Source organism: Dactylosporangium sp. NPDC005555, from assembly GCF_040605635.1.
GTDB lineage: Bacteria > Actinomycetota > Actinomycetes > Mycobacteriales > Micromonosporaceae > Dactylosporangium.
This window is the reverse complement of the sequence record NZ_JBEXDG010000028.1, coordinates 1-25,619: the sequence shown is the minus strand read 5'-3', so window position 1 is coordinate 25,619 and position 25,619 is coordinate 1. Positions and strand designations below refer to the sequence as shown.

Here is a 25,619-nt window from a genome sequence, read left to right as displayed (position 1 = left end):
GCTGTCGTGATGCAGCCTCGTCGATCCCGTTGGCACCAGGAGTGTACGTGGGCCGCGGCCGTGAGATACGGCTCGTCGGCGAGTGTAGCGTAATCAAGCAAGCGCTTGGTACGTTCACCGGGCAAGGTCCAGGCTGCGCGGTGAAGAAGGCGGCGATGGCGAACAAACAGATGACCGAAGACGAGGTCGTGGCGCAGCTGCGCTCCGGCATGACGATCGGGATCGGCGGCTGGGGATCCAGACGCAAACCGATGTCCCTGGTGCGCGCGATCCTGCGCTCCGACCTCACCGACCTGACGATCGTCAGCTACGGCGGCCCCGACGTGGGGCTCCTGCTGGCCGCGAAGAAGATCCGTCGCCTGGTGTACGGGTTCGTGTCCCTGGACACGATCCCCCTGGAGCCGCACTTCCGGGCCGCCCGCCAGTCCGGCGCGGTGGAGGTGACCGAGTACGACGAGGGCATGCTGCGCTGGGCGCTCTACGCCGCGGCGTGCCGGTTGCCCTTCATGCCCAGCCGGGCCGGCCTCGGCTCCGACGTGCTGAAGGTGAACCCGGAGCTGCGGACCGTCGCGTCGCCCTACGACGACGAGGAGCTCGTCGCGATTCCGGCGGTGCGCCTGGACGCGGCGCTGGTCCACCTCAACCGGGCCGACGTGCACGGCAACGCCCAGTATCTCGGGGCTGACCCGTATTTCGACGATCTCTTCTGCAGCGCCGCCGACAAGGCCTACGTGTCGTGCGAGCAGATCGTCGACACCGCCGAGCTGACCCGGGAGGCGCCGGTCCAGTCGCTGCTGCTGCAGCGGTGGATGGTGCACGGCGTCGTCGAGGCGCCCCGCGGCGCGCACTTCACGTCCTGCGACCCCGACTACGGCAGGGACGAGGCGTTCCAGCGCGAATACGTCGCCGCCGCCGCCGACCCGCAGGCGTGGGCCGCCTTCTACGACCGGTACCTGGGGGTCCTGACATGAGCACCGGTGTTACCCGAGCCGAGGTGTGCGTCGTCGCCTGCGCCGAGGTCTGGCGCGGCGACGGGGAGATCCTCGCCAGCCCGACAGGGGTCGTGCCGAGCATCGCCGCCCGTCTGGCGCGCGCCACGTTCGCCCCCGACCTGTTGCTGTCCGACGGCGAGGCGTACCTGACCCAGGGCACCTGGGCGATCGGCGGTACACCACCCGTCATCGAGGGCTGGATCCCGTTCCGGGCGGTGTTCGACCTGCTGTCCACCGGCCGCCGGCACGTCATGATGGGCCCGAGCCAGATCGACCGCTACGGCAACGCCAACATCTCCGCCATCGGCGACTTCGCCCGCCCCACCCGGGCGCTGCTCGGCGTCCGCGGCGCGCCCGGCAACACCGTCAACCACCCCACCAGCTACTGGGTGCCGCGGCACGGGCAACGCTCGTTCGTCGCCGCCGTCGACATGGTCAGCGGCATCGGCTACGACCGGGCCGCCGCGAACCCCACCGCCGGGCGCTACCACGAGATCCGCCGGGTGGTCAGCAACCTCGGCGTGTTCGACTTCGACACCGACGACCACCGGATGCGCCTGGTCTCCGTGCACCCCGGCGTCACCGTCGACGAGGTCCGCGCCGCCACCGGCTTCGAGTTGTCCATGCCCGCCGACGTGCCGCAGACGCGGCTGCCGACCGAGGCCGAGCTCTCGCTCATCCGTGAGGTCATCGACCCTCGCACGGTCAGGGCGCGGGAGGTGGAGGGGTGACGGCCCTGCGGACGCCGATCTGTGAGCTGTTCGGCGTCCGGTATCCCATCGTGCAGACCGGCATGGGGTGGGTCTCCGACGCGAAGCTGACCGCCGCCACCTCGAACGCCGGCGGGCTGGGCATCCTCGCCAGCGCCACGCTCTCCTACGAGGACCTCGAGACCGGGATCGCCGACGTCCGGCGCCGCACCGACGCCCCCTTCGGTGTCAACCTGCGCGCCGACGCCCCCGATGCCGCGAAGCGCGCCGATCTGCTCATCCGGGAAGGTGTACGGGTAGCCTCGTTCGCGCTCGCGCCGAAGCCCGAGCTCATCGAACGGCTCAAGGCCGCGGGCGTGGTGGTGGTGCCGTCCGTCGGCGCCCGCCGCCACGCCGAGAAGGTCGCCGCCTGGGGTGCGGACGCCGTCGTCGTGCAGGGCGGCGAGGGCGGCGGCCACACCGGGCCCGTGCCGACGACGCTGCTGCTGCCCCAGGTCGTCGACGCCGTCGACATCCCCGTCATCGCCGCCGGCGGCTTCTTCGACGGTCGCGGCCTGGTCGCCGCGCTCGCCTACGGCGCCGCCGGGATCGCGATGGGCACCCGCTTCCTGCTCACCGGTGACAGCCCCGTCGGCGCCGCGGTGAAGCAGCGCTACCTCGACGCGACGGTCACCGACACCGTCGTCACGTCCGCGCTGGACGGCGTCCCGCAGCGGGTCCTGCGCACCCCGTTCGTCGACGGCCTCGGCGACGCCGGCGCGCTGCGGAAGCTGCCCCGCGCGGTCGCCAGCGCGCGGGCGCTGCGCAAGGCGACCGGCCGGTCCTGGCTGAGCATGCTGCGCGAGGGCCGGGCCATGCGCGGCAGCCACGACCTGCGCCTCAGCCAGCTCGTCCTGGCCGCCAACACCCCGATGCTGATCCGCGCCGCCATGGTCGACGGCCGCGCCGACGCCGGCGTCATGGCCACCGGCCAGGTCGCCGGGCTCATCGACGACCTGCCCAGCTGTGCGGAGCTGATCGAGCGCATCATGGCCGAGGCCGCGGACACGCTGAAGCGGCTGGCCTGATGCCCGCGTACTCCATCGAGGGCGTCATCCCGGTCGTCCACCCGACCGCGTACGTCCACCCCACCGCCGTCCTCATCGGCGACGTGCACGTCGGCGCCGGCTGCTACGTCGGCCCCCTGGCCAGTCTGCGCGGCGACTTCGGCCGGATCGTGCTGTCCGCGGGCTCCAACGTGCAGGACTCGTGCGTGCTGCACACGTTCCCCGGCACGACGCTCACGCTCGGCGTCGACGGGCACGTCGGCCATGGCGCGGTCCTGCACGGCTGCCAGGTCGGCGAGGGCGCCCTCATCGGCATCAACGCCGTCGTCCTCGACGACGCGGTCGTGGGGGAGTTCGCGTTCGTGGGCGCCCACTCGCTGGTGCGTGCCGAGTTCGAGGTCCCCGCACGGACCCTCGCCGCCGGTGTACCGGCAAAGATCGTGCGGGACCTGACGGACACGGAGCTTTCCTGGAAGGCGCACGGCACGGGCGTGTACCAGACCCTGGCGGTGCGCAGCCGGGACTCGCTGCGCGCGGTCTCGCCGTTGCCGGCGGAGGAGCCGGACCGGCCGCGCCTGTCGACGTCCTCGGCGACCGCGATCCCGATCGACCGGGCCCGGCGCGCCTCTAGCGAACCAAGCAAGCGCTTGGTAGAGTCATGAGCATGCCGAACAGGACGCAGGGCCACGGGCTGCTCGCCGGGCGCACCGTGCTGGTGACCGCCGCCGCGGGCACCGGCATCGGCTCCGCCACCGCCGAACGCTGCGTCGAGGAAGGCGCCCGCGTCGTCATCTCCGACCGGCACGAGCGCCGCCTCGCCGAGACCGCCGAACGCCTCGGCGTCCCCGGCATCCCCTGCGACGTCACCGACCAGGCGCAGGTCGAGCACCTCTTCGCCACCGCGGTCGAGCACCTCGGCGGCGGCCTCGACGTGCTGGTCAACAACGCCGGGCTCGGCGGCACCGCGGCCGTCGTCGACATGACCGACGAGCAGTGGAGCACCGTCCTGGACGTCACGCTCACCGGCACCTTCCGCTGCACCCGGGCGGCGCTGCGCCACATGATCCCGCGCGGGACCGGCGTGATCGTCAACAACGCCTCCGTCATCGGCTGGCGGGCCCAGGAGGGCCAGGCGCACTACGCCGCCGCGAAGGCGGGCGTCATGGCGCTCACCCGCTGCTCCGCGGTGGAGGCCGCCCGCTCCGGCGTGCGTGTCAACGCCGTCGCGCCCAGCCTCGCGATGCACCCGCACCTCGCCAAGGTCACCACCGACGAGCTGCTCGCCGAGCTGTCCACCCGCGAGGCGTTCGGCCGGCCCGCCGAGCCGTGGGAGATCGCCAACGTGATCGTCTTCCTGGCCAGCGAGTACAGCTCGTACATGACCGGCGAGGTCGTCTCCGTCAGCAGCCAACACCCCTAGGAGCCCTGCATGGTCGACGACAGTGCCGTCGGGCGCACCGGGGAGCCGTTCACCCTCGACGTCGAGCGCGGCAAGATCCGCGAGTTCGCCCGGGCCACCGGCTCCTCGAATCCGGCATATCTGTCCACTGAGGACCCGGTCGCGCCGCCGACGTTCCTCACCACCGCGTTCTTCTGGCAGACCGGCGACGCCGACCCGTGGCAGGCCGTAGCGATGGACCAGCGCAAAGGCCTGCACGCCGAGCAGGAGTTCGTGTTCCACGGCCCGCCGCCACGCGCCGGCGACCGGCTCACCGGGGTCTCCAGGATCGAGTCGATCACCCGCAAGGAGGGCCGCAGCGGCGGCCTGGCGTTCGCGGTGATGGTGACCGAGTTCCACGACGGGACCGGCCGGCACGTCGCCACGGTCCGCCTCACCGGGGTGGAGCGGGCATGACGTTCGTCCGCGGGCCGCTGACCCGCACCGACCTCGTGCGCTACCAGGGCGCCTCCGGGGACTTCAACCCGATCCACCACGACGAGCCGTTCGCCCTCGCCGCCGGGATGCCGGCACCCCTCGCGCTCGGCATGCTGCAGGCCGGGTTCCTCGCCACCTGGGCCACCGACCGGTTCGGCGCCGCCGCGATCCGCTCCTTCCGGGTCCGGTTCGCCGCCCAGGTCTTCCCGGGCGACACCGTCACCTGCGACGGCAGCGTCGTGGCGACCCGCGACGACAGCTTCGACGTCGAGATGACGTGCACCACCCAGGACGGCACCGTCGCGGTGTACGGCTGGGCCACCTTTGCCTCTGACCCCATGGAGACGGCGTGATCGAGTCCACAGTGGACGAGCTCGGGGTGGCCGAGATCGTCATGGCCAACCCGCCCGTGAACGCGCTGCCGGTCGCCGGCTGGTTCGCGCTCGCCGCCGCGCTCGACGCCGCCGGGCAGGACCCCGCCGTCCGCGCGGTCGTGCTGCGCGCCGAGGGCCGCGGGTTCAACGCCGGCGTCGACATCAAGGAGCTGCAGGCGGCCACCGGTCACGGCGCGCTCGTCGGCGCCAACCGCGGCTGCGCGGCCGCGTTCAGCGCCGTCTACGACTGTCCCGTCCCCGTCATCGCCGCCGTGCACGGCTTCTGCCTCGGCGGCGGCATCGGCCTGGTCGGCAACGCCGACGTCATCATCGCCGCCGACGACGCCACGTTCGGGCTGCCGGAGGTCGACCGCGGCGCGCTCGGCGCCGCCACCCACCTGTCCCGGCTGGTGCCGCAGCACAAGATGCGGGCCATGATGTACACGTCGGCGACCGCGACCGCCGCCGAGCTGCACGCGTTCGGCTCCGTCCTCACCGTCGTGCCCCGCGACGAGCTGCGCGCGGCCGCCTTCGCCGTCGCGCACGACATCGCCACCAAGGACCCGGCGGTGATCCGCGCCGCGAAGGAGTCCCTCAACGGCATCGACCCGTGGGACCCGAAGCGCAGCTACCGCTACGAGCAGGGTTTCACGTTCGAGCTCAACCTCACCGGCGTCGCCGACAAGGTCCGGGACGAGTTCGGGCAATGAGCGGCCCGGAGCATAGGGGGAGGTGACGGCGTGAGTGGTCCGGAGCGTAGCGGAGGGGCCGCTCACCATGGGCGCAGTGTTGGCTCAGGCCGGCGCCGGAGCGTAGCGGAGGTGACGGCATGAGCGGCATCTCCCTCGAGGACACCCCGGAAGAGGCGGCGTTCCGCGCCGAGGCCCGTGCGTGGCTGCGCGCCAACGTGCCCGGGTCGCTGCCGTCCGGCGACACCCGCGAGGGCTTCGCCGCCCACCTGCACTGGGAGCGTGCCCTGTTCGACGCCGGCTGGGCCGTTGTTTCGTGGCCCCGCCGGTACGGTGGCCGCGACGCCTCCCTGTGGCAGTGGCTCATCTTCGAGGAGGAGTACTACGCCGCCGGCGCGCCGCAGCGCGTGACGCAGAACGGCATCTTCCTGCTCGCCCCCACGCTGTTCGAGTTCGGCACACCCGAGCAGCAGGACGCGCTGCTGCCCAGGATGGCGGCCGCGCAGGACCTGTGGTGCCAGGGCTGGTCCGAGCCCGGCGCCGGCAGCGACCTCGCCGCCATCAGCAGCCGCGCCACCGCCGTCGACGGCGGCTGGCGGATCACCGGGCAGAAGACGTGGACGACCCGCGGCGCGTTCAGCACCCACATCTTCGGCCTGTTCCGCACCGACCCGGCGGCCGCCCGGCACCGCGGCCTCACCTATCTCCTCGTCCCCTTGGACGCCGAAGGGGTCACCGTCCGCGGGTTCGGGCGGCTCGACGGCGACGAGGGCTTCGCCGAGGTGTTCTTCGACGACGTGTTCGTCCCGCACGACGCCGTCCTCGGCGAGGTCGGCAAGGGCTGGCAGGTCGCCATGTCCACCACCGGCTCCGAACGCGGCCTCACGCTGCGCTCCCCGGGCCGCTTCCTGCACACCGCGCGGCGGCTCGTCGCCCTCGCTCTCGCACAAGGCGACCGGCTGCGGCCCGCGCTGCGGGAGCGGATCACCCGCGCCTGGCTGGACGCCCGCGCCTATCAGCTGTTCACCCTCAACCAGGTCACCGACCTCGTCGAGGGCCGGGCGCCCGGCGCCCGGTCCAGCCTCAACAAGCTCTTCTGGTCACGGCTGGACATCGAGCTGCACGAGATCGCCCTGGAACTGCTCGGCGGGGAGGCGGTCCTCGACTCGCCGTGGACCCGCGGCTTCCAGTTCTCGCTCGCCGGGCCGATCTACGCCGGCACCAACGAGATCCAGCGCAACATCGTCGCCGAGCGCGTCCTCGGCCTGCCCCGAGCGTGAAGGAGCCACCGTGCGGTTCGCGTTGACCGAGGACCAGACCGCGCTCCGCGACGCGGTCCGGGCGCCCCTGGCCGCCGCCGACTGGCCGGCGCTCGCGGAGATGGGCCTGTTCGGCGCCATGACCGACCTGGGCCTGGACGAGACCGACCTCGCGCCGGTCCTGGAAGAGATCGGCTTCGCCACGGTCGCGCTCCCGGTGACCGCGACCGCGTTCGTCGCCGTGCCGCTGCTCGCCGCGCTCGGCGACGAGCGGGCGTCCGCGGCCGCCGGCGGGCGGTTGCGGGTCGCGGTCGCCGGACCCGGCGGCATCACCCCGTTCGGTGCGGACGCCGACCTGATCCTGCACCTCGGCGACGGTGTCGCGCGGGTCGGCGTCGCCGCCGCCGAGGCGTCCACAGTGGACACTTCGCTCGGCGCGGTCCTCTCCGTCGGCGGCGGGATCCTCACCGACGACAGGGCGCTGGTGGAGGCGGCCGCCGCCCGGGCCGCGCTCGGTCACGCCGCCGAGCTCGTCGGGCTCGGCCGGCGGATGCTGGAGCTCACCGTCGGCTACGTCAAGCAACGCCACCAGTTCGGCGCGCCCGTCGGCAGCTTCCAGGCCGTGAAGCACCAGCTCGCCGACGCGTACCTCGGCCTGGAGTTCGCCCGCCCCGCCGTCCTCGCCGCCGCCTGGGCGCTGTCCGCATCCGCATCCGCGGACGCCGCCGTGGACGCCGCCGTGGACGCCGCCGTGGACGTCGGCGCGGCCGTCGGCGCGGCCGTCGTGCTCGCCGCCGAGGCCGCGCACACCGCGAGCCGCGCCGCGATCCAGTGCCACGGCGCCATCGGCTACACCGTCGAATACGAGCTGCACCGCTACGCCAAACGCGCCTGGGCCCTGGCCGCCCTCGCCGGACCCGGCGACCACCTGGACGCGCTGTCGGAGACCATCGGCCTTCCCGTTGCCAAGGAGCTGTCATGACCGACGAGGACGACGTCGTCCGCTACCGCACCGACGGCCCGGTCGCCGTCGTGACCATGCACCGGCCGCAGTACCGCAACGCGCAGAACTCGGCGATGACCTACGCGCTGGACGACGCCCTGTACCGTGCCGCCGACGACGACGAGGTGAAGGTCATCGTCCTCACGGGCGAGGGCAAGCACTTCTCCGCCGGGCACGACATCGGCACGCCGGGCCGCGACATCGACACCACGTTCCCGCGCCGCGCCGGCCTCTGGTGGGACCACGTCGGCAAACCCGGCGCGGAGAGCCGCTTCGCCCGCGAGTCCGAGGTGTACCTCGGCATGTGCCGGCGCTGGCGGGAGCTGCCGAAACCGACGATCGCCATGGTGCAGGGCGCCTGCATCGCCGGTGGGCTCATGCTGGCCTGGTGCTGCGACCTCATCGTCGCCGCCGACGACGCCTTCTTCGCCGACCCGGTCGTGAAGATGGGCATCCCCGGCGTCGAGTACTTCGCGCACCCGTGGGTCATGGGTCCCCGGCACGCGAAGGAGTTCCTGTTCCTCGGCGAGCGCGTGTACGCCGACCGCGCGCTGCAGCTCGGCATGGTCAACCGGGTCGTGCCCCGCGCCGACCTGGAATCGTCCACGATGGACATCGCGCACCGGGTCGCGCAGATGCCGCGCCTCGGCCTCGCCCTGACGAAGAAGGCCGTCAACCAGGCCGAGGACCTGATGGGGCTGCGCGCCGGGATGGACTCCGTGTTCGGCCTGCACCACGTCGCCCACGCGCACAACGCCGAGGTCGGCCAGGACTCCCTCGCGGGGCACGACGCCCGGTCCATGCGCGAGCAGCACGGTCACGCCGCCGCCGGTCCGATCCCGCGTGCGGTGCGGGACACGGACGGCGGTCGCTGATGCCGCGCCGGTACGACGGCCGCGTCGCCCTCGTCACCGGCGCCGCCTCCGGCATCGGTGCCGCCACCGCGGCCCGGCTGGTGCAGGAGGGCGCCCGCGTCGCCGGCCTCGACGTCGCCACCGTCGACCTTCCCGGGGTGCACGGCATCGTCTGCGACCTGCGGGACGAGGACCAGGTCGCGGCGGCCGTCGCCGACGCGGCCGGGTGGGGCGGGCGGATCGACCTGCTCGCCAACGTCGCCGGGGTGGCCGCGTCCGCGCACACCACCGACGTCACGCTCGCCGAGTGGGACCGGATTCTCGCCGTCAACCTCACCGGCACGTTCCTCGCCTGCCGGGCCGCGCTGCCGCACCTGGTCGCCTCGCGCGGCGCGATCGTCAACGTCGCGTCCCTGGCGGGGGTCCGCGGCTGGCGGTACAGCGCCGCGTACTCCGCCGCGAAGGGCGGCGTCGTCGCGCTGACCCGGTCGCTCGCCGTCGAGTACGCGCCGGACGGCGTGCGGGTCGCCTGCGTCTGCCCCGGATCGGTCGACACGCCACTGAAGCGGTCCCTGGTGCCGGCGCCGGACCAGGACCCGCGGCTGGCCGGGCACGCGCGGGCGCTGCTCGACCCGCCCGTCGCCGACCCGGCCGAGGTCGCCGCCGCCATCGCGTATCTCGGCTCGGCGGAGGCGCGCTTCGCCACCGGCGCCGTGCTCCGCCTCGACGGAGGCGCCGGTGTCTGAGCACCGACCGGACCCGATCGGGGCGCCGGGGTCCGAGTACCCGCCGGGCGTCGTCGCCGCGCACCACGCCTCGGGCGCCTGGACCGAGGACACGATCGCGTCCCTCGTCGCGCGGCAGGACCCGTCGCGGACCGCGTTCATCGCTCCGGAGGGCACGTTCACCTGGGGCGACTACGACATCCTGTCGTCCCGCCTCGCGCGGTCCTACGTGGACGCCGGGTTCGCGCCGGGCGACCGGCTCGCCGTGCTCCTGACCGGCGGCGCGCTGACCCACATCGCGTACCTCGCCGCGCAGAAGGCCGGCCTCGTCACCGTCGGCATCGGCCCGCGCGCCGGCGACGCCGAGATCACCCACATCCTCGCGAAGTCCGGCGCCGCCGGGTTGGCCACCCGCCCGGCCCACCGCGGGCGGCCCGGGCACGAGATCGCGGCCCGCTGCGGTGCACCCCGGCACGTCGTGCTGGACCTCGACGACCTGCCGTCCACGGTGCACACCGGCGCCGGGCTCGGCGCGGACGACCTGTTCTTCGTGAACTCGACGTCCGGCACGACGGGCCTGCCGAAATGCGTTCGCCAGACGATGAACAACCGCAAGTACTTCGGGCCGCTCGCCCACGCCGCCGGCCGCTTCGGCGACGACGAGGTCTTCGCCAGCGTCCTGCCCGCACCCTACGGCTTCGGCCTGTGGAGCGCCCACGTCGTGCCCGCCATGTACGGCTACCCGACCGTCCTCACCGCCGAGTTCGACGCCGCCGAGACGCTGCGGCGCATCGAGGAGCACCGGGTCACCGTCCTGTGCGCGGTCACCGCCCAGTTCATCATGCTGCTCAACTCCCCGGCGTTCGCGACCACGGACCTGTCGTCGCTGCGGGTCATGTTCACCGGCGGGGAACGCGTCCCGGTCGCCCGGGCCCGCGAGTTCGAGGAACGCACCGGCTGCGCGGTGCTGCAGTTCTACGGCTCCAACGAGGCCGGCCCGCTCTCGGTGACCACGGTGGACGACCCGCGGACCGCCAGGCTCACCACGGCCGGCCGTCCGGTGCCCGGCGCGCGGCTGCGGCTGCTCGCCGACGGTGCCGACGTCGCCGGGGGACCGGGGCAGGTCGCCGCGAACGGCCCGGGATGCACTCCCGGCTACCTCGACGACGACACCGCGAACGCCGCACTCTTCCGCCCCGACGGCTGGCTCCTCACCGGCGACGTGGCCACCGTGGACGGTGACGGGTACCTAGCCATCACCGGCAGGATCGCGGACTTCATCATCCGCGGCGGCCACAACGTCAGCGCGCTCGTCGTCGAGGAGGCCGTCGGCGGGCACCCGTCGGTCGCGCAGGCCGCCGTCGTCGCCGTGCCCGACCCGGTCCTCGGCGAACGCGTCTGCGCCTACGTCGTCACCCGCGCCGACCTCACCCTGGACGCGCTGCGCGCGCACCTGGACGCCGCCGGGGTGTCGAAGCAGAACTGGCCCGAATACCTGGTCGCGCTGCCGTCGCTGCCGCTGGGCACCGGCGGCAAGGTGGACAAGGCGTCCCTGCGCACCGACGCGGCCCGGCGGTTCCCGCTCCGATAGCGTGCAGGCATGTACCGGGAACTGGGGGAGGCCGCCTGGGCGTGGACCCTCGCCCACGTGCACCACGACGAGGACGGGCCGTGGCTGCCAGCCGAGGTCACCGACGGCGAGCCGCACCCGGCACCGGACCGGGACTCGCTGTATGCCGGGATCGCCGGGCTCGCGCCGGTCCTCGCCGAGATCCGCCTGCACCGGCCGCTGACCGGCGCCGAGACGGACCTCGCCGACGCGATCGTCGCCCGGCTCTCCGCAGCCGCCGCGACCCGGGTCGAGCCGTCGCTGTACGACGGCCTCGGCGGCGACACGACCGCGCTGCGCCTGCTCGAACCCGGCCGGGAGCGCGTCGCCCTGGACCGCCTCGCGGACCTGAGCACCCCCGGCGGCTGGGAGACGACCTTCACGATCCGGCCCGACTCGACCGCCCCGCTGACCGACGTCGTCATGGGCGCCGCCGGCATCGTGCACACCGCCGCCTGGGCCGGGCGGAAGGACCTGATGAGCACGGGCGGCGAGGCGCTGCTGCAGACCGCCGAGCCGGCCGAGGCGGGCCTGAACTGGCGGATGTGGCCGGGCTACCGGTCCAGCTCGCCGAACTTCTCCCACGGCACCGCGGGCGTCGCCGCCGCGCTCGCCGTCGCCGGGCACCTGCTGGGCCGGTCCGACTTCGTCGACGCGGCCGGGCGCGGCGTCGAGCACCTTGTCGCGATCGCGGACCTCGACGGGGGCGGCTTCGTCATCCCGCACACGATCCCGCCGTCGGAGCGGGAGGTGGAGCCGGTCACGTACAACTGGTGCCACGGACCGGCGGGCACCTCCCAGGTCTTCCCGGCGCTCGCCCTCGCCGGCATCACGCAGGTCGGTGGCTTCCCGGTCGACGAGCTGCGCCGCCGCTGCCTGCACTCCGTGCTCACCTGCGGCATCCCGGCCCGGCTGCGCCCCGGCTTCTGGGACAACGACGGCCGCTGCTGCGGCACCGCCGGCGTCGGCGACATCCTCCTCGACGCCGCCCAGTCCGCCGCTCAGGGGGTCGCGCAGGATGCCGCGCTGTATCTCGCCGGCGCCCGGACCATGGCCGACGCGCTCACCGACCGCGCGATCCGCGACGACGCCGGAGCCCACTGGCGGTTCGTGGAGCACCGGCAGGACCCGCCGCTGCTGCCGCCCAGCCCGACCTGGATGCAGGGCTCCGCCGGCATCGCCGCGTTCCTGCTCCGCTTCGCCCGCGTCGCCGACGACGGCCTGGACGCGCCCGTCATCGACCGCCCCGACCAGTGGTTCGCCGTCCCGACGGCGGTCCGCGTCACCCCGGGACGAAGCGTTTGACCAGGATCGCGTCGCGGCGCAGCACCCGCTCGAACGCGGCCCCGAAAGGAATCGCTACGGCCTGCCCCGGACACGTGCGGCGCCCGGGGCAGGCCGGCGATCAGGTGCCGTACACCTGGAACGTGTACAGCGAGTAGCCCCACTGGGTGCCGCGCGCCGTGCCGTAGATGCGCACGTAGCGACCCGAGCCGGTGAGACCGGTGTTGTCGTCCTCGCCGCCGTTGCCGCCGGTCACGGAGCGCACCGTCGTCCAGGTGTTGCCGTCCGGCGAGGTTTGGATCTGGTACGCGGAGCCGTACGCGGCCTCCCAGACGAGCCGGACCCGGTTGACGGTGTGCGTGGCGCCGAGGTCGACCCGGATCCACTGCGGGTCGGAGAATGCGCTGGACCATCGGGTGGTGGTGGAGGCGTCGACCGCGTTCGCGGCGGGCGTGCCGGCGTTCTCGACGCTGGACGCCGTCGCGGGATGGTTGAGGGCGAGGTCGCTCGACGGGGGCTGGGTGGTGACGGAGCAGTTGCCGGTGCCCTGCGCGGCGTAGCGGATGCCGCCGAGCAGCAGCGAGCGGAAGCCGGCCTCGGCGTAGCTGGCCTGGGTGTGTCCCATGCCGGTGTAGAAGGCGCGGCCACCGTCGTAGGCCCGGCACCAGGTGTTGGGGTGGTCGGAGCCCATCGTGCCGCCGCTGTACGTGGACTCGTCCAGCGTGGTCAGCACGTGCACCTGGGCGCGGGGGTTGGTGCGGTAGTTGTACCACTCGTCGCTGCGGGACCAGGCGGCCGGCAGGCCCGCGGTGGCGGGGTGGGTGGCGTCGGCGACGCGGACCGTCGCGGTCTGGATCGCCGGGTGGCTGGCGAAGTACGCGCCGACGAGGCCGCCGTACCAGGCCCAGTCGTACTCGGTGTCGGCCGCGGCGTGCACGCCGAGGTAGCCGCCGCCGGCACGGATGTAGCTCTCGAACGCGGTCTGCTGCGTGGCGTTGAGCACGTCGCCGGTGGTGGACAGCCAGATGACCGCCTTGAACCGGGCCAGGTTGGCGGCGGTGAACTGGCCGGCGTCCTCGGTGGCCTCGACGGCGAAGTTGTTCGCCGTGCCGAGGTCGCGGATCGCCTGGGTGCCCACGGCGATGGAGTCGTGGCGGAACCCGGCGGTCTTGCTGAACACGAGCACGGTGAAGTCCGGCGCCGCCTGGGCCGGCGCGGCGGTGAGGCCGAGCGCGGCGACGACGAGGGCCGTGCAGAAAGCGAGTCTGCGGATCACGGAACGGGCCTTTCTAGGAGTAGACCTCGAAGCTGAACAGTGAGTAGCCGTACGCGGTGCCACGGGCGGTGCCGTAGATGCGCACGTAACGGCCGGAGGCGTTCAGGGCGGTGTTGTTGTCCTCGCCGCCGTTGCCGCCGGTCACGGAGCGCACCGTCGTCCAGGTCGTGCCGTTGCCCGACGTCTGGATCTGGTACGCCGACCCGTACGCCGCCTCCCACTGCAGGCGGACGCGGTTGACGGTGTACGTGGCACCCAGGTCGACCTGGATCCACTGCGGATCGGAGAACGCGCTGGACCACCGGGTCGTCGCCGACGCGTCCACGGCGTTCGAGGCAGGAGTTGCGGCGCTCTCCACGCTGGACGCGGTCGCAGGCTTGTTCAGCGCCAGGTTCGTCGCCGGCGGTGTGGTACCGGTGGCGAACGTGAAGCTGTCCAGGTCGAACAGCGCTGCGGTGCCCGTACCGGCGAACGTGAGATACAAGGAGGTGGTGCCCGCCGGCGCGCCGCTGACGGTGCCGGTCACGGTGGCGAACGTCTCCCACGACCCGGTCGGCGTGACGGCCGCCGAGCCGATGACCGTGCCGGTCGCCGAACCGGTGCGGATCTGCAGTGTCCCACCGGTGCCGCCGGAGGCGACGCGGGCGGTGAACGAGGTGGCGTTGTTGAGCTTGTACGGGTCGAACTGGATCCAGTCGCCGTTGTTGATGTCGCCGACGGTCATGCCGCCCTCGGCCGTCGCCTTGGCGTACTTGTTGACGCCCGAGGACGTCTTGTAGTGCTCGGCCTGCCGGTGCTTGGGCGCCAGGATGTTCTGCGCGTGGGTGGTCAGGCCACCCTTGTCGGTGTAGGACGCGTCGAAGATCGGGAAGGTGTTCGAGGCGTCGTCGTGCTCACCGTCGACCGGGATCGTGATGGTGCCCGAGCAGCCGGTCTGCGACGTGATCTGGTGGGCGTGCTGGTCGTGGCCGAGCACGTAGGCCATCGTCACCTTGGCGCAGTCGATGGTGCCGTCCTCGGGGTCGGTGACCGTGACGCTCCACGGCACGCTGTCGCCGAACGCCGCCAGTTGCCCCGCCGCGGGGCTGTTGACGGTCACCACCGGGGCGGTGTTGCCGACGCTGATCGGCACGCTGGCCGTGCCGGTGGCGCCCTGCGGGTCGCGCACCGTGAGGGTCGCGACGTAGTTGCCGTTGGCGGTGTACGTGTGCGCCGGGTTGGCCGCGGTGGAGGTGCCGCCGTCGCCGAACGCCCACGAGTACGTCAACGCCCCGCCCTCCGGGTCACTGGAGCCGGAGGAGGAGAACGTCACCGCGAGCGGCGCCGCGCCGGAGGTCCGGTTGGCGCCGGCGACGGCGGTCGGTGCCCGGTTGCCGCCGGTGCCGACGTAGTCGTAGCGGTACAGCGCCGAGTTGGCGTCGCCGTTGAAGTAGCCGGTGCCGTAGTCCAGGACGTACAGCGACCCGTCGGGGCCGAACTGCATGTCCATGACCTGCTTGCCGCCCCACGGGAACGTGTCGATCGCGCCGGGGGAGCCGTCGCCGTTGACGACGATCGGCTTGATCCAGCCGCGGCCGAACTCGCCCGCGAAGAACTGCCCGTCCAGGCTGGCCGGGAACTTCGTGGTCAACGGGTTGGCGGCGTTGTAGCGGTACACCGGGCCCGCCATCGGCGACTCGGAGCCACCGCCGAACGCGGGCGGCGATCCGGCGTCACCGGCGTAACGGATCCAGGCGGCCCTGGCCGGGGGCAGGGTGCCCTGGCCGGTGTTGCGGAAGGAGTTGTTCGTGGCCCCGCCGCTGCAGTTGTACTTGGGGCCGGTCGCGTTGGTCGCGAAGTTCCACTCGTTGTACGTCTCGGCGGTGCTGTTGGAGCCGGTGCAGTACGGCCAGCCGTAGTTGCCGGGCGAGGTGATCCGGTTGAACTCGACCTGCCCGGACGGGCCCCGGTTCGCGTCGGTGGTGCCCGCGTCCGGGCCGTAGTCGCCGACGTAGACGGCGCCGGTCGCCTTGTCGACGCTCAGCCGGAACGGGTTGCGGAAGCCCATCGCGTAGATCTCGGGCCGGGTGTTCGCGGTGCCCGGCGCGAACAGGTTCCCGGCCGGCACCGAGTACGTCCCGTTGGCGTTGACCTTGATCCGCAGGACCTTGCCCCGCAGGTCGTTGGTGTTGCCCGCGGAACGCTGCGCGTCGTAGACGGGGTTGCGGTTGGTGCGCTCGTCCAGTGGCGAGTACCCGTTGGACTCGAACGGGTTGGAGTCGTCGCCGGTGGACAGGTAGAGGTTGCCAGCCGCGTCGAAGTCGATGTCGCCGCCGACGTGGCAGCACATGCCGCGGTTGGTCGGCACGTCCAGGACCGTGACCTGGCTGGCCATGTTGACGGTGTTGTCGGCGTTGAGCGTGAACCGGGCCAGGCGGTTGACGCCGGTCCACGTGGTCCAGTCGGCGGCGGTGCCGCTGGCGGGCGCGTCACCGGCCGGGGTGTTCAACGGCGGCGCGTAGTACAGGTAGATGTAGCGGTTGGTGGCGAAGTTCGGGTCCGCGGCAACGCCCTGCAGGCCCTCTTCGTCGTGGGTGTACACGGGGATGTTGGCGATGACGGTGGTGTTGCCGGCCACGTCGGTGCGCCGCAGCGTGCCGTTGCGCGCGGTGTGCAGGACCGAACGGTCCGGCAGCACGGTGATGGCCATGGGTTCGCCGGTCTCCGCCACGCCCTTGGCGAGCGTGACCTGTTGGAAGTCCGCGGCGTTGATCGCCGCCGCGGCCGGGGTGGCCGCCGTGGTGAGGACGCTGACCGCCGGGGTGACCAGGAGCAGGGCGGCCGCCATTGGCCGCCATCGTCGCACTGACCGATGTCGCTTCACGTGTTTCCCTTTCCTGACCGGCTCGCCAGGCAGGGCGCGCGCCGCCGCGCCGCAGCCGAAGCTGCCGTGTTGTCGGCCCTGGGGGCGGAGCGCACCTTCGGCATCCGCGCCGAACGGATCATCGAGAGAGCGCTCTCAGGGTCGTGCCGCCAACACTATGGACGTTAGATCCATGTGTCCAGATGTTTCGATGAGGTGTCCGAAACTTTGGCAGCACCGATCGAAAGTGCGCGGCCGGACCCGCGGCTGTCGTCGACCGGCCCGACCAGTGGTGGACGGTCCCGGAAACGGTCCGGGTCAGCCTGTAGCGACGAGGACGTCGACGTCGCGGAGGCCCGCGTCGGCGGCGTGCACCTCGACGATCCCGGCGATCGCGTCGCGGCCGAGGAGACGGTACCCGTCGGCGCGCAGCCGTCGGGCGACGTCGCGGTGTTCGTCGCCGGCCAGCCAGTGCAGTTCCCCGCCGACGGCGAGGGCCAGCGCGGGTTCGCCGGCTGCCAGCTCCGCCTCGGCCCGCGCGATCCACGCCGCGGCCTCGGCGCCGCCGGCGTGCAGCTCCTCGAGGCGGGTGTGGGAGCGGCCGAGCTGCGGGTCGCCCGCGTCGCTGGGCAGCAACGGGAAGACCGACACGGCCGTGCTCTCCCGCCGCACCCCCGACCACCGGACCGGCCCGTCCGCGTCGACGGCCTCGTTGTCCGCGTCGACGAACCAGTCCAGGGCCTCCAGCAGCGGCTCCACCAGCGCGGCCACCGTGTCGTCGTCGCGCTCGTCGAGGACGGCCGTGGTCAGCCCGTGCAGCTCGCCGAGCAGGGTGCGGTACCCGTTCGCCCAGGTCTCGGCGCTGTCCCGGGCGTAGTTGTGCACGATGAGGGTGGGCACTTCGGCCGGGTCGTCGTACCAGAGCCCGTAGTGCAGTCCGTCGCTGCCACCGGACAGGACCGTCACGAACTCCGGTGGGTCACACCGGTATCGGGCGTGGAGGCGCTCGTCGAGCCCGTCCCGGGCCCGCCGCTCCAGCCCGCCGTCGGCGAAATACTCGGTGAGCCCGAACGGCCGGACCATCAGATGCTCGACCGCCGCCCGCTCGGCGTCGCTCGCACTCTTCCAGAACGCGCAGAAGACGGCCAGGTGCCCCGGCAGGCGGAGCCCGTAGACCCGCTGGACGCGCTCGGCCACCGCATCGTGCCGCTCGTGCATCGTCGCCAGCGCCGCCCGCCGCCCCGCGTCATCGCCCACCAGCGCATCGTAGATGTTCAGCCGGGACTGAGCCGGGCTACCAGGCCCGGGTCGGCGAAAACGGTGACGGCGGCGACGGCGTCCTCCGCGGCGGTCAGCACCGCGACGGCGGCGGGCCGCACGGAGGTGGCCGGTGCGGCGGTCGCCGCCCTCGGCGGGTGGGTGCGGGCTCGGGTCAGCGGCTGACCAGGGTCTGGGCGACCTGGCCGTCGCCGATCGGGCGGCCGTCGAGGGTGGCGTGCACGTCGAAGAGGTAGCGGCGGCCGCGGACGTCGGCGAGGGTGGCGGTGACGATGAACCGCTGGCCGGTGTGGGCGGGGCCGGTGTGCCGGATGCCGATCCACGTGCCGAGGGACGCGGTCGCCGGGGCGAAGTGCGGGCGGAGCGTGTCGGCGGCGGTGTCCTCGAGGCAGGCGATGAGTGCCGGCGTGCTCAGCACCGGCTCGGTGTCCGGGACGTGGTCGGTGGTCTGGTCCGCGGTCACCGTGAACGTGCGGGTGCACGAGGCGCCGGGGCCCAGGTCGGTGCGCAGCAGGCGGTGCGGGGACTCGTCGCGGGGCGGGCCGGTGCGGACGCGGAGGTCGGCGACGAGGCGGTCGCCGCGCAGCAGGCGCAGGGTCGTGACCCGCCCGCCGCCGGCGCCGTCCACCGTGGTCAGCCGCAGCGGGCCGTCGCCGGTGCTGTCGCCGTCGCCGTACCAGATGAGCTGCTCGACGTGAGCGTCCTGCGGGACGGGCAGCAGCGGCAGGACGGTGAGGTCCGCCGGGGTGCCGTCGGGGGCGGTCCAGAGATCCGGCACGCGGCGCTCCCTACCTTGACATGCTCGAAGGGCCGGGAACAGAATGGCACAACCAAGCGCTTGTTTGGTAGAGGTCTTGGGGGTTTTCGTGCACGACCTGTTCCCGGCCGGTGCCGCGCCGGCGCCCGGCAGTGTCCACGAGCGTTACGTCGCCGACCGGCTCGCCGAGGTGCGCGACGGTGAGACGCTGCCCGACACGGTCCGCCGGCACGCCGCCGCGCAGCCGGACGGCGTCGCGTTCGTCGCCGGCGACGACCGGCTCACGTGGGCGCAGTTCGACGCCCGCTCGTCCGCGTTCGCCGCCCGGCTCGCCGACGCTGGGCTGCCCAGGGGCGCGCGCGTCGGTGTGCTGCTGCCCGACGGGGTCGAGGTGCACGTGGTGTACCTCGCGGCGATGAAGGCCGGCATGATCGTCGTGGCCATCGGCCCGCGGGCCGCCCGCCTCGAGGTCCGCCACCTGCTGACCGTCGGCGGCGCGACGGCCCTCGTCAGCCAGGAGCTGCACCGCGGTGAGCCCGTCAGCGCGCTCGTCGAGGGACTCGGCATCGGCGTACACCTGCTGCTGGACAAACTCCCGGACGCCGCCGACGCGCCGAAGGGGCCGCACGAGCTGCGCCGGGACGAGATCCACCTGCTGAACTCCACGTCCGGCACCACGGGCATGCCGAAGTGCGTGGTGCACAACCAGGACCGGTGGTACTACTACCACGAGCTCGCCGTCGAGTGCGGCGACCTGCGCACCGACGACGTGTTCCTGACGCTGATCCCGGCGCCCTACGGCTTCGCGCAGTGGACCGCCAACTTCACGCCCACGATCCTCGGCGCGCCCACGGTCGTCATGCCCCGCTTCACCGCCGACGAGGCGCTGCGCCTCATCGAACGCGAACGGGTCACCGTGGTCTGCTGCGTGAGCACCCAGTTCATCATGATGCTCAACTCGCCGCTCGCGTCCGAGGTCGACCTGTCGTCGCTGCGGGTCATGTTCACCGGCGGAGAGGCCGTGCCGTTCGAGCGCGCCGCCGAGTTCGAGCGGCGCACCGGGGCGAAGGTGCTGCAGTTCTTCGGCTCGAACGAGACCGGGGCGCTGTCGCGGACCTCGGTCACCGACACCACCGACCAGCGGCTGCGGACCGCGGGGAAGGTGATCGACGCGATGCGGGTGCGGCTGTTCGCGGCGGACGGCACGGACGTCACCGCCGCCGGCGGGCCCGGCCAGGCCGCCTGTGCCGGTCCCGCGACCTGCCTGGGGTACTTCGGCGATCCCGCCGCCAACGAGACGCTCTTCACCGCCGACGGCTGGATGCTCACCGGCGACATCTGCACCGTCGACGCCGACGGATACCTGCGGGTCGTGGACCGCAAGTCCGACTTCATCATCCGCGGCGGCAAGAACATCAGCGCGGCGGCCGTGGAGGACCACGTCGGCTCGCACCCGGCGGTGGCGATGGTGGCGGCGGTCGCCGTCCCCGACCCGACGTTCGGCGAGCGGGTCTGCGCCGTCGTGGTCCTGCGCGAGGAGGCATCCCTCGACCTGGACGGGTTGCGCGCGCACCTGGACGCCCGCGGGGTCTCCCGGGACAACTGGCCGGAGCGCCTCGAGATCGTGGCCGACCTGCCCCGGGGCTCCGGCGGGAAGGTCGCCAAGGCCGAACTGCGCCGGAGCCTGCGGGGCTGAGCGGACACGGGCGCGTTGCTCGTACGCTGTGCGCTGTGAAGGCAGTGGTCGTGGCGGCAGCGTTGCTGCTCGCCGGATGCAGCGCAGGCACGCCGGTCCCCGTCGCCGGCACCCCGTCGCCGTCGCCGTCGTTGCAGCCCCCGCCGTCGCCGTCGCCGTCGTCGCCGACGCCCGTGGAGCTGACGCTGGCGTTCGGTGGGGACGTGCACTTCACCGGGCGGACCGCGGGGCTGCTGAAGGACCCGGCGACCGCGATCGGGCCCCTCGCCGAGGTGCTGTCGGCCGCCGACCTCGCCGTCGTCAACCTTGAGACCGCGGTGACCACGCGGGGCACACCGGAGCCGAAGGAGTTCCACTTCCGGGCGCCCGTCGCGGCGTACGAGGCGGTGAAGGCCGCCGGGATCGACGCCGTGTCGATCGCCAACAACCACGCCCTCGACTACGGCCGGGCCGGGTTCGCCGACACCCTCGACGGGGCCGCCGCGGCCGGGGTGCCCACGTTCGGCGGCGGGCGCACGACCGACGAGGCGTACGCGCCGCTCGTCCTGACCGCCCGGGGCGTGCGGGTGGCGATCGTCGGGTACAGCCAGATCCACACCCTCGCCGAAAGCTGGAAGGCCGGTCCGTCGACGCCCGGGATCGCCCTCGCGTGGGACGTGCCGCGCGCCGTCGCCGCCGTCAAGGCCGCCCGCGACCACGCCGACCTCGTCGTCGTGTTCAACCACTGGGGCACCGAGACCGACCCGTGCCCCAACGCCAACCAGAAGTCCTTCGCCAAGGCCCTCGCCGACGCCGGCGCCGACATGATCATCGGCGCCCACGCGCACGTCCTGCAGGGCGACGGCTGGCTCGGACGGACCTACGTGGCCTACGGTCTGGGCAACTTCGTCTGGTACGTCGGCTCCGCCGACACCGGCGTGCTCAAGGTCCACGTCCGCGGCCGCTCGGTCACCGGCGCCGAACTCGTGCCGGCCGTCGTCTCGGGCACCGGGCAGCCGAAGCCGCTCACCGGCAGCGCCGCGACGGCCGCCACCAAGAAGTTCGCCGACCTGCGTCGCTGCACCGGTCTCGCCCCCGCTCCGCCGGTCGCCTGAAGACGCACGCCGGGGCCGCTCGCCGGGACCGGCGGAGCACGGGGCGCCCCGATCGGCGTGACCCGCATATGATCACGCCCGTGGCTGACTTCGATGTGCTGGTGATCGGCGGGGTCGGGGTCGACACCATCGTGCGGGTGCCGGACCTGGCGATCCCGGCGAGCGACAACATGCACGTCCCGCCGATCCAGGACTACGTCGCGCACTCCGGCAACGGGGTGGCGCTGGGGTTCCACTCGCTCGGGTTGCGGACCAGGTTCGTCGACTTCCTGGGCGACGACCAGCAGGGCGAGCTGATCCTGCGGCGGTACGCCGCCGCCGGCCTCGACTTCAGCAGCCTGCCCGCGCCGAACGGGACGCCGCGCAGCGTCAACCTGGTCGACGCGGCCGGGCGGCGGTTCTCGTTCTACGACGGGCGGCACCCGGCCGGGCTGACCCTGCCGCGGGAGTTCTACCTGCCGCTGCTGGAGCGGACCCGGCACGCGCACGTCAGCGGGCGGGACATGGCCGCGTTCGCGGACGCCCGGCGGCTCGGCGTCACCACCTCCTGCGACATCCACGCGTGGGACGGCGTCAACCCGTGGGGGCTGGAGTGCGCCCGCCAGGCGGACATCGTCTTCCTCAGCTCCGCCGCCGTACCCGAGAAGATCGACGACCTGATGCGCCTCCTGCTCGACGCGGGCACCGCCGAACTCGTCGTCGCGACCGAGGGCGACGCCGGCTGCCGCGTGCTGACCCGCGCCGGCGGCCAGGTGCGCCGCTTCCCGGTGGCGGAGCCCGAGCGCCCGGTCGTGGACAGCAACGGCGCCGGCGACGCGTTCAGCACGGCCTTCATGAGCCGCTGGTTCGCCGGTCGTCCCGTCGAGGAATGCGCCCTCGCGGGAGCCGTCTCCGGGGCGTTCGCGTGCGGCGCGCCCGGCACCCACGAGGAGCTGATCTCGGCGGACCAGCTGTCGCAGGCCGTGACGCGCGCCGAGCGGTCCCCCCGCTGGCGCGCCGGCCGCTGACGGTCCGCGGGCGCCGGCCGTGACCATCCTGGGATCTTGACGATGTGTCGGAGGCGCCCGATCCGGGGACGGTGATCGGCATGTTGCAGGATCAGGTCCTCGCCGGTCGCTACCGGCTGACCGAGGAGCTCGGCGTCGGCGGGATGGCAGTCGTGTGGAAGGCGCACGACGAGCTGCTGAACCGCCATGTCGCGGTCAAGGTCCTCGCCGGTGCGCAGACCGCCGCCCCGGCCGCCCGCCGCCGGGTCCTGGCCGAGGCGCAGGCCGCCGCGCAGGTGCAGCATCCGCACGTCGCCAACATCTATGACTACGGCGAGGCGACCGAGGGCTCCGGTCACCGCGTGCCGTACGTGGTGATGGAGCTGCTGCCCGGGCGCACGCTGTCGCAGCGGCTCGCCGCGGGCCCGCTGCCGCCGCGGGCCGCCCTGCGCGTGTGTGCCGAGGTCGCCGCCGCGCTCGCCGCCGCCCACGCCCGCAACGTGGTCCACCGCGACGTCAAGCCCGCCAACGTCATACTGACCCCGTCCGGGGCGAAGGTCGTCGACTTCGGGCTCGCCGCCATCGCCGGGCAACCGGACCTCGACGAGGACGGCCAGCTGCTGGGCACCGCGGCGTATCTCGCCCCGGAGCGGCTGACCGGGGACGAGGTGCTGCCGGCCTCCGACGTCTACGCCCTCGGCCTGCTCATCCACCGCGCGCTCACCGACGAGCTGCCGTGGGAGGCGGACACGCCGTCGCAGATGCTCAACGCGCACGTCTACGTCGAGCCCGAGCCCCTCACGCCGATGCCCGGCGTGCCCGGCGAGGTCAACGAGATCTGCGACCGGTGCCTGGCCAAGGACCCGGCGGACCGCCCGCCCGCCGCCGAGGTGGCGGCCGTGCTCGCCGCCGCCGCGGGCATCGCGCCCCCACCGACGGACGAGCTCCCCGAGGCCGTCGCGCCCTCGATGGACGAGCTCCCCGAGGCCGCCGCGCCCTCGGCGGACGACCTGTTCACGATCGTCGTGCCGTTGCCGGCACCGGCGGCACCTGTCGCGGGCGCCCCCGACCCCGGTCGTCGCCGGCGGACGGCGGTCGTCGCCGTCGTTGTCGCCGCGGTGGCGTCGGCGGGCACGGCCGCGGTCCTCATCGCGTTCGGCGCCGACCCCGCGAACGACAACCCGGCAGGCGCGCCGGTCGACTCTGCCGCGGCCCCGGCCGTCGCCGCCCCGTCCGCGGCGTGGACGAGCGCCCCGGCGGCGCTCCCGGAGCAGAGCGGCGCCGCCACGACCGGCACCGCCCGACCCGCCGGTGAGGGCACCGCGCCGCCGTCACCGACGATCGGACCCGGCCCGACACCACCCGCGTCGACGGCGCCACCGCCCGCCCCCGGCGTCACGGTCCAGGCCCTGGGCGGCGTGCTGCGGGCCCAGTGCGCCGGCAAGAAGGCGCAGGCCCTCAGCCTGGACACCGCCGCGGGCTACAGCGTGCAGGAGTACCGGCCCGGACCCGCCGACGAGGTCAGGGCGGTGCTCGTCGCACCCGCCAACAGGAGCGAGATCAAGGTCAAATGCCCGGGCGGCAAACTGTCCGCCGAGGTGAAGGAGGTCCAGCCGAAGCCGTGAGCGCGCCCGTCCGGTCAGCGGCTGTAGCGGTGCTTGACGCCGACCGGGAAGTAGTCCGGGTCGCCGGGCTCACGGACCTCGACCACCGGGGTCCGGTGCTCCGCCGGCACGTAGTTGGCGAACTCGCTGTTGAGCCTCATGAGGGTTTCGTGCACCGCCACCGCGACGCGGGCCGGATCGGGCGCCGGGCGGTCCGGGGCGCGTTCGACGACGACGGACAGGCGGCGGTCCTCGTCGGCGGTGGTCAGCACCTGGATCACGAACCTGCCGGTCAGCCGGTCGGCGAGCGTCGGGTCCTCCAGGGCGACGGTGACGTTCTCCGGATAGATGTTGGCGCCGAAGTACGACACGGTGAACAGCGACCGGCCGAAGACGTAGACGAACGGGCGCTCGTCGTCGCCGGGCCCGGACACGTCGAGGCCGTGCCGCGCGCAGAATTCGACCAGCGAGGCGTGGCTGAGCAGGCCGCCCTCGTCCGCGATGTGGTAGCGCACCAGCGGCACGCCGCCGTCGCCGGTGAAGACCAACGTGCCGTCGACGCATTCGAAGTAGCGCAGCATCGGGTCGTACTGCACGAGCGTCGGCAGCCGCGGGTCGCCGAAGAGTTCGCGGGCCAGCGGCGGGCGCGACGCCAGGAACCGGCGGATGCGCACGCTCAGCGGGGTCTCGTTGCCCAGGACGCCCGCGTCGGCGGTGCCGTAGAGCGACACCGAGTCACGCTCGGGGCGGGTCATCCCGGCGCGCTGCCCCATCAGGTCCCGCCACGCCTCGCTGAACACCTCACCGGCCAGCAGCATCTTCACCCGGTACGCGGGCCAGTCGACGCCGCGGCGCACGCCTTCGTCGACGACGTTCTTCACGAACGGCGGGTAACCGGCGAGGACGACCTGCTCATACCGCGGCGCCAGCTCCCCGACGACGCGCAGGATCTCCTCCACCGAGTTCCCCGGTGTGGCCACCGTGACCGGATACCGTTACCTTTCAGTGCGCTTTAGTGAGCACACGGTCAGTAGTCCCGCCTTGCGGTGGGGCGGTCCCGGTCTTGCCGGCGGGTGCCGTGCCGGGTTGACGCTTCGCAGCCACCTGCCCGTCGTGGCGGGTCTTCTGGTCGGCTCCACGTCCTGCCACCGGGCCACTCCCGGCGGTGTCGTACTCGGCCGCGAGAGCGGCGAGGTTGCGTGCGGCGTTGAGGTCCCGGTCCAGGACCAAGCCGCAGGCGTCGCAGGTGTATTCGCGCTCGGACAGGGCCAGCTTGGTTTTCACCGTGCCGCAGCCCGAGCAGGTCTTGCTGGACGGATACCAGCGGTCGGCCACGATCAGCCGGCCGCCGTTCCACTGGGTCTTGTAGGTGAGTTGTCGGCGGACCTCGGCGAAACCGGCGTCGGCGATGTGCCGGGCCAGGCGCCGGTTCGACAGCATGCCGGACACGTTGAGGTCTTCGACCACGACCGTGCCGTACTCACGGGTCAGCCGGGTGGTGAGCTTGTGCAGGCCGTCTCGGCGCAGGTTCGCAACCCGGGCGTGCGCCCGGCCGAGTCTGGCGGTGGCGCGCTGCCACCGGTTCGACGGGCGTTGCCCGGTACGGCGGTCCGGGCCGGTCTTCCGCGACAGCGCCCGGCCCAGTGTCCGCAGCCGGTGTTGCGC

General features: G+C 73.3%; 24 protein-coding genes. 18 read left to right on the top strand and 6 right to left on the bottom strand.

What is annotated here, in order from left to right; genetic code table 11:
• The first annotated feature begins 155 nt into the window (after positions 1-155).
• The 14 genes from ABZS58_RS28455 to ABZS58_RS28390 all read left to right on the top strand — a co-directional run bounded on the left by ABZS58_RS28455 (position 156) and on the right by ABZS58_RS28390 (position 12,442).
• A complete protein-coding gene (locus ABZS58_RS28455; protein WP_354786282.1) occupies positions 156-971 on the top strand; it encodes a CoA-transferase in 816 nt (271 codons plus the stop codon).
• The gene (locus tag ABZS58_RS28450) at positions 968-1,723 is read left to right on the top strand and encodes a CoA-transferase (protein ID WP_354786281.1); all 756 of its coding nucleotides are present in this window, start codon (positions 968-970) and stop codon (positions 1,721-1,723) included. Before ABZS58_RS28455 ends, ABZS58_RS28450 begins: the two co-directional genes overlap by 4 nt.
• Complete coding sequence (locus tag ABZS58_RS28445) at positions 1,720-2,769, top strand: nitronate monooxygenase family protein (protein WP_354786280.1); 1,050 nt, start codon at positions 1,720-1,722, stop codon at positions 2,767-2,769. Before ABZS58_RS28450 ends, ABZS58_RS28445 begins: the two co-directional genes overlap by 4 nt.
• Complete coding sequence (locus ABZS58_RS28440; protein ID WP_354786279.1) at positions 2,769-3,410, top strand: gamma carbonic anhydrase family protein; 642 nt, start codon at positions 2,769-2,771, stop codon at positions 3,408-3,410. The genes ABZS58_RS28445 and ABZS58_RS28440 overlap by 1 nt, the downstream gene beginning before the upstream one ends.
• Before the next feature lie 2 nt (positions 3,411-3,412).
• Positions 3,413-4,168: an SDR family oxidoreductase gene (locus ABZS58_RS28435; RefSeq protein ID WP_354786278.1), complete on the top strand. Its 756-nt coding sequence runs from the start codon at positions 3,413-3,415 to the stop codon at positions 4,166-4,168.
• A gap of 9 nt (positions 4,169-4,177) precedes the next feature.
• Entirely contained in the window at positions 4,178-4,603 is a 426-nt protein-coding gene (locus tag ABZS58_RS28430) for a MaoC family dehydratase N-terminal domain-containing protein (RefSeq protein WP_354786277.1), read from the top strand.
• A complete protein-coding gene (locus tag ABZS58_RS28425; RefSeq protein ID WP_354786276.1) occupies positions 4,600-4,977 on the top strand; it encodes a MaoC/PaaZ C-terminal domain-containing protein in 378 nt (125 codons plus the stop codon). The genes ABZS58_RS28430 and ABZS58_RS28425 overlap by 4 nt, the downstream gene beginning before the upstream one ends.
• Positions 4,974-5,708, top strand: a complete 735-nt coding sequence (locus tag ABZS58_RS28420) for an enoyl-CoA hydratase family protein (protein WP_354786275.1) — start codon at positions 4,974-4,976, stop codon at positions 5,706-5,708. The genes ABZS58_RS28425 and ABZS58_RS28420 overlap by 4 nt, the downstream gene beginning before the upstream one ends.
• Before the next feature lie 119 nt (positions 5,709-5,827).
• On the top strand, positions 5,828-6,967 hold the full coding sequence (locus ABZS58_RS28415) for an acyl-CoA dehydrogenase family protein (RefSeq protein ID WP_354786274.1): 1,140 nt from the start codon (positions 5,828-5,830) through the stop codon (positions 6,965-6,967).
• A 10-nt stretch (positions 6,968-6,977) separates the two neighbouring features.
• Entirely contained in the window at positions 6,978-7,928 is a 951-nt protein-coding gene (locus tag ABZS58_RS28410) for an acyl-CoA dehydrogenase family protein (protein ID WP_354786273.1), read from the top strand.
• Positions 7,925-8,824: an enoyl-CoA hydratase gene (locus ABZS58_RS28405; RefSeq protein WP_354786272.1), complete on the top strand. Its 900-nt coding sequence runs from the start codon at positions 7,925-7,927 to the stop codon at positions 8,822-8,824. The genes ABZS58_RS28410 and ABZS58_RS28405 overlap by 4 nt, the downstream gene beginning before the upstream one ends.
• Positions 8,824-9,549, top strand: coding sequence for an SDR family oxidoreductase (locus ABZS58_RS28400; RefSeq protein ID WP_354786271.1), 726 nt, complete (start codon positions 8,824-8,826; stop codon positions 9,547-9,549). The genes ABZS58_RS28405 and ABZS58_RS28400 overlap by 1 nt, the downstream gene beginning before the upstream one ends.
• Positions 9,542-11,119: a class I adenylate-forming enzyme family protein gene (locus ABZS58_RS28395; protein WP_354786270.1), complete on the top strand. Its 1,578-nt coding sequence runs from the start codon at positions 9,542-9,544 to the stop codon at positions 11,117-11,119. The genes ABZS58_RS28400 and ABZS58_RS28395 overlap by 8 nt, the downstream gene beginning before the upstream one ends.
• Positions 11,120-11,128: 9 nt before the next feature.
• Positions 11,129-12,442: a lanthionine synthetase LanC family protein gene (locus ABZS58_RS28390; protein WP_354786269.1), complete on the top strand. Its 1,314-nt coding sequence runs from the start codon at positions 11,129-11,131 to the stop codon at positions 12,440-12,442.
• A gap of 100 nt (positions 12,443-12,542) precedes the next feature.
• On the opposite strand, the gene ABZS58_RS28385 is transcribed toward ABZS58_RS28390, so the two are convergent.
• The 4 genes from ABZS58_RS28385 to ABZS58_RS28370 all read right to left on the bottom strand — a co-directional run bounded on the left by ABZS58_RS28385 (position 12,543) and on the right by ABZS58_RS28370 (position 18,595).
• Positions 12,543-13,697 (bottom strand): ThuA domain-containing protein, encoded by a 1,155-nt coding sequence (locus ABZS58_RS28385; protein WP_354786268.1) that lies wholly within the window; start codon positions 13,695-13,697, stop codon positions 12,543-12,545.
• Between the two features lie 13 nt (positions 13,698-13,710).
• The gene (locus tag ABZS58_RS28380) at positions 13,711-16,524 is read right to left on the bottom strand and encodes a PQQ-dependent sugar dehydrogenase (protein WP_354786267.1); all 2,814 of its coding nucleotides are present in this window, start codon (positions 16,522-16,524) and stop codon (positions 13,711-13,713) included.
• A gap of 333 nt (positions 16,525-16,857) precedes the next feature.
• A complete protein-coding gene (locus ABZS58_RS28375) occupies positions 16,858-17,796 on the bottom strand; it encodes an ADP-ribosylation family protein (protein WP_354786266.1) in 939 nt (312 codons plus the stop codon).
• A 175-nt stretch (positions 17,797-17,971) separates the two neighbouring features.
• Positions 17,972-18,595, bottom strand: coding sequence for a hypothetical protein (locus ABZS58_RS28370; protein ID WP_354786265.1), 624 nt, complete (start codon positions 18,593-18,595; stop codon positions 17,972-17,974).
• 76 nt (positions 18,596-18,671) lie between these two features.
• On the opposite strand from ABZS58_RS28370, the gene ABZS58_RS28365 reads away from it, so the two are divergent.
• The 4 genes from ABZS58_RS28365 to ABZS58_RS28350 all read left to right on the top strand — a co-directional run bounded on the left by ABZS58_RS28365 (position 18,672) and on the right by ABZS58_RS28350 (position 23,975).
• A complete protein-coding gene (locus ABZS58_RS28365) occupies positions 18,672-20,270 on the top strand; it encodes an AMP-binding protein (RefSeq protein WP_354786264.1) in 1,599 nt (532 codons plus the stop codon).
• Between the two features lie 35 nt (positions 20,271-20,305).
• Complete coding sequence (locus tag ABZS58_RS28360; RefSeq protein WP_354786263.1) at positions 20,306-21,364, top strand: CapA family protein; 1,059 nt, start codon at positions 20,306-20,308, stop codon at positions 21,362-21,364.
• A gap of 80 nt (positions 21,365-21,444) precedes the next feature.
• A complete protein-coding gene (locus tag ABZS58_RS28355) occupies positions 21,445-22,371 on the top strand; it encodes a carbohydrate kinase family protein (protein WP_354786262.1) in 927 nt (308 codons plus the stop codon).
• 80 nt (positions 22,372-22,451) lie between these two features.
• On the top strand, positions 22,452-23,975 hold the full coding sequence (locus tag ABZS58_RS28350; RefSeq protein WP_354786261.1) for a serine/threonine-protein kinase: 1,524 nt from the start codon (positions 22,452-22,454) through the stop codon (positions 23,973-23,975).
• Positions 23,976-23,989: 14 nt separating this feature from the next.
• On the opposite strand, the gene ABZS58_RS28345 is transcribed toward ABZS58_RS28350, so the two are convergent.
• Both ABZS58_RS28345 and ABZS58_RS28340 read right to left on the bottom strand, forming a co-directional pair.
• On the bottom strand, positions 23,990-24,934 hold the full coding sequence (locus tag ABZS58_RS28345; RefSeq protein ID WP_354786260.1) for a hypothetical protein: 945 nt from the start codon (positions 24,932-24,934) through the stop codon (positions 23,990-23,992).
• A gap of 22 nt (positions 24,935-24,956) precedes the next feature.
• Positions 24,957-25,619 (bottom strand): RNA-guided endonuclease TnpB family protein (locus ABZS58_RS28340; protein ID WP_354786259.1); only part of this gene is annotated, 663 nt, incomplete at its 5' end.

Excerpts from the sequence above, each read along its gene's own strand:
- ABZS58_RS28430 (WP_354786277.1), top strand. The coding sequence starts at position 4,178 with ATGGTCGACGACAGTGCCGTCGGGCGCACCGGGGAGCCGTTCACCCTC.
- ABZS58_RS28350 (WP_354786261.1), top strand. The coding sequence starts at position 22,452 with ATGTTGCAGGATCAGGTCCTCGCCGGTCGCTACCGGCTGACCGAGGAG.
- ABZS58_RS28415 (WP_354786274.1), top strand. The coding sequence starts at position 5,828 with ATGAGCGGCATCTCCCTCGAGGACACCCCGGAAGAGGCGGCGTTCCGC.
- ABZS58_RS28440 (WP_354786279.1), top strand. The coding sequence starts at position 2,769 with ATGCCCGCGTACTCCATCGAGGGCGTCATCCCGGTCGTCCACCCGACC.
- ABZS58_RS28425 (WP_354786276.1), top strand. The coding sequence starts at position 4,600 with ATGACGTTCGTCCGCGGGCCGCTGACCCGCACCGACCTCGTGCGCTAC.
- ABZS58_RS28455 (WP_354786282.1), top strand. The coding sequence starts at position 156 with ATGGCGAACAAACAGATGACCGAAGACGAGGTCGTGGCGCAGCTGCGC.
- ABZS58_RS28400 (WP_354786271.1), top strand. The coding sequence starts at position 8,824 with ATGCCGCGCCGGTACGACGGCCGCGTCGCCCTCGTCACCGGCGCCGCC.
- ABZS58_RS28380 (WP_354786267.1), bottom strand. The coding sequence starts at position 16,524 with ATGGCGGCCGCCCTGCTCCTGGTCACCCCGGCGGTCAGCGTCCTCACC.
- ABZS58_RS28450 (WP_354786281.1), top strand. The coding sequence starts at position 968 with ATGAGCACCGGTGTTACCCGAGCCGAGGTGTGCGTCGTCGCCTGCGCC.
- ABZS58_RS28405 (WP_354786272.1), top strand. The coding sequence starts at position 7,925 with ATGACCGACGAGGACGACGTCGTCCGCTACCGCACCGACGGCCCGGTC.
- ABZS58_RS28390 (WP_354786269.1), top strand. The coding sequence starts at position 11,129 with ATGTACCGGGAACTGGGGGAGGCCGCCTGGGCGTGGACCCTCGCCCAC.
- ABZS58_RS28435 (WP_354786278.1), top strand. The coding sequence starts at position 3,413 with ATGCCGAACAGGACGCAGGGCCACGGGCTGCTCGCCGGGCGCACCGTG.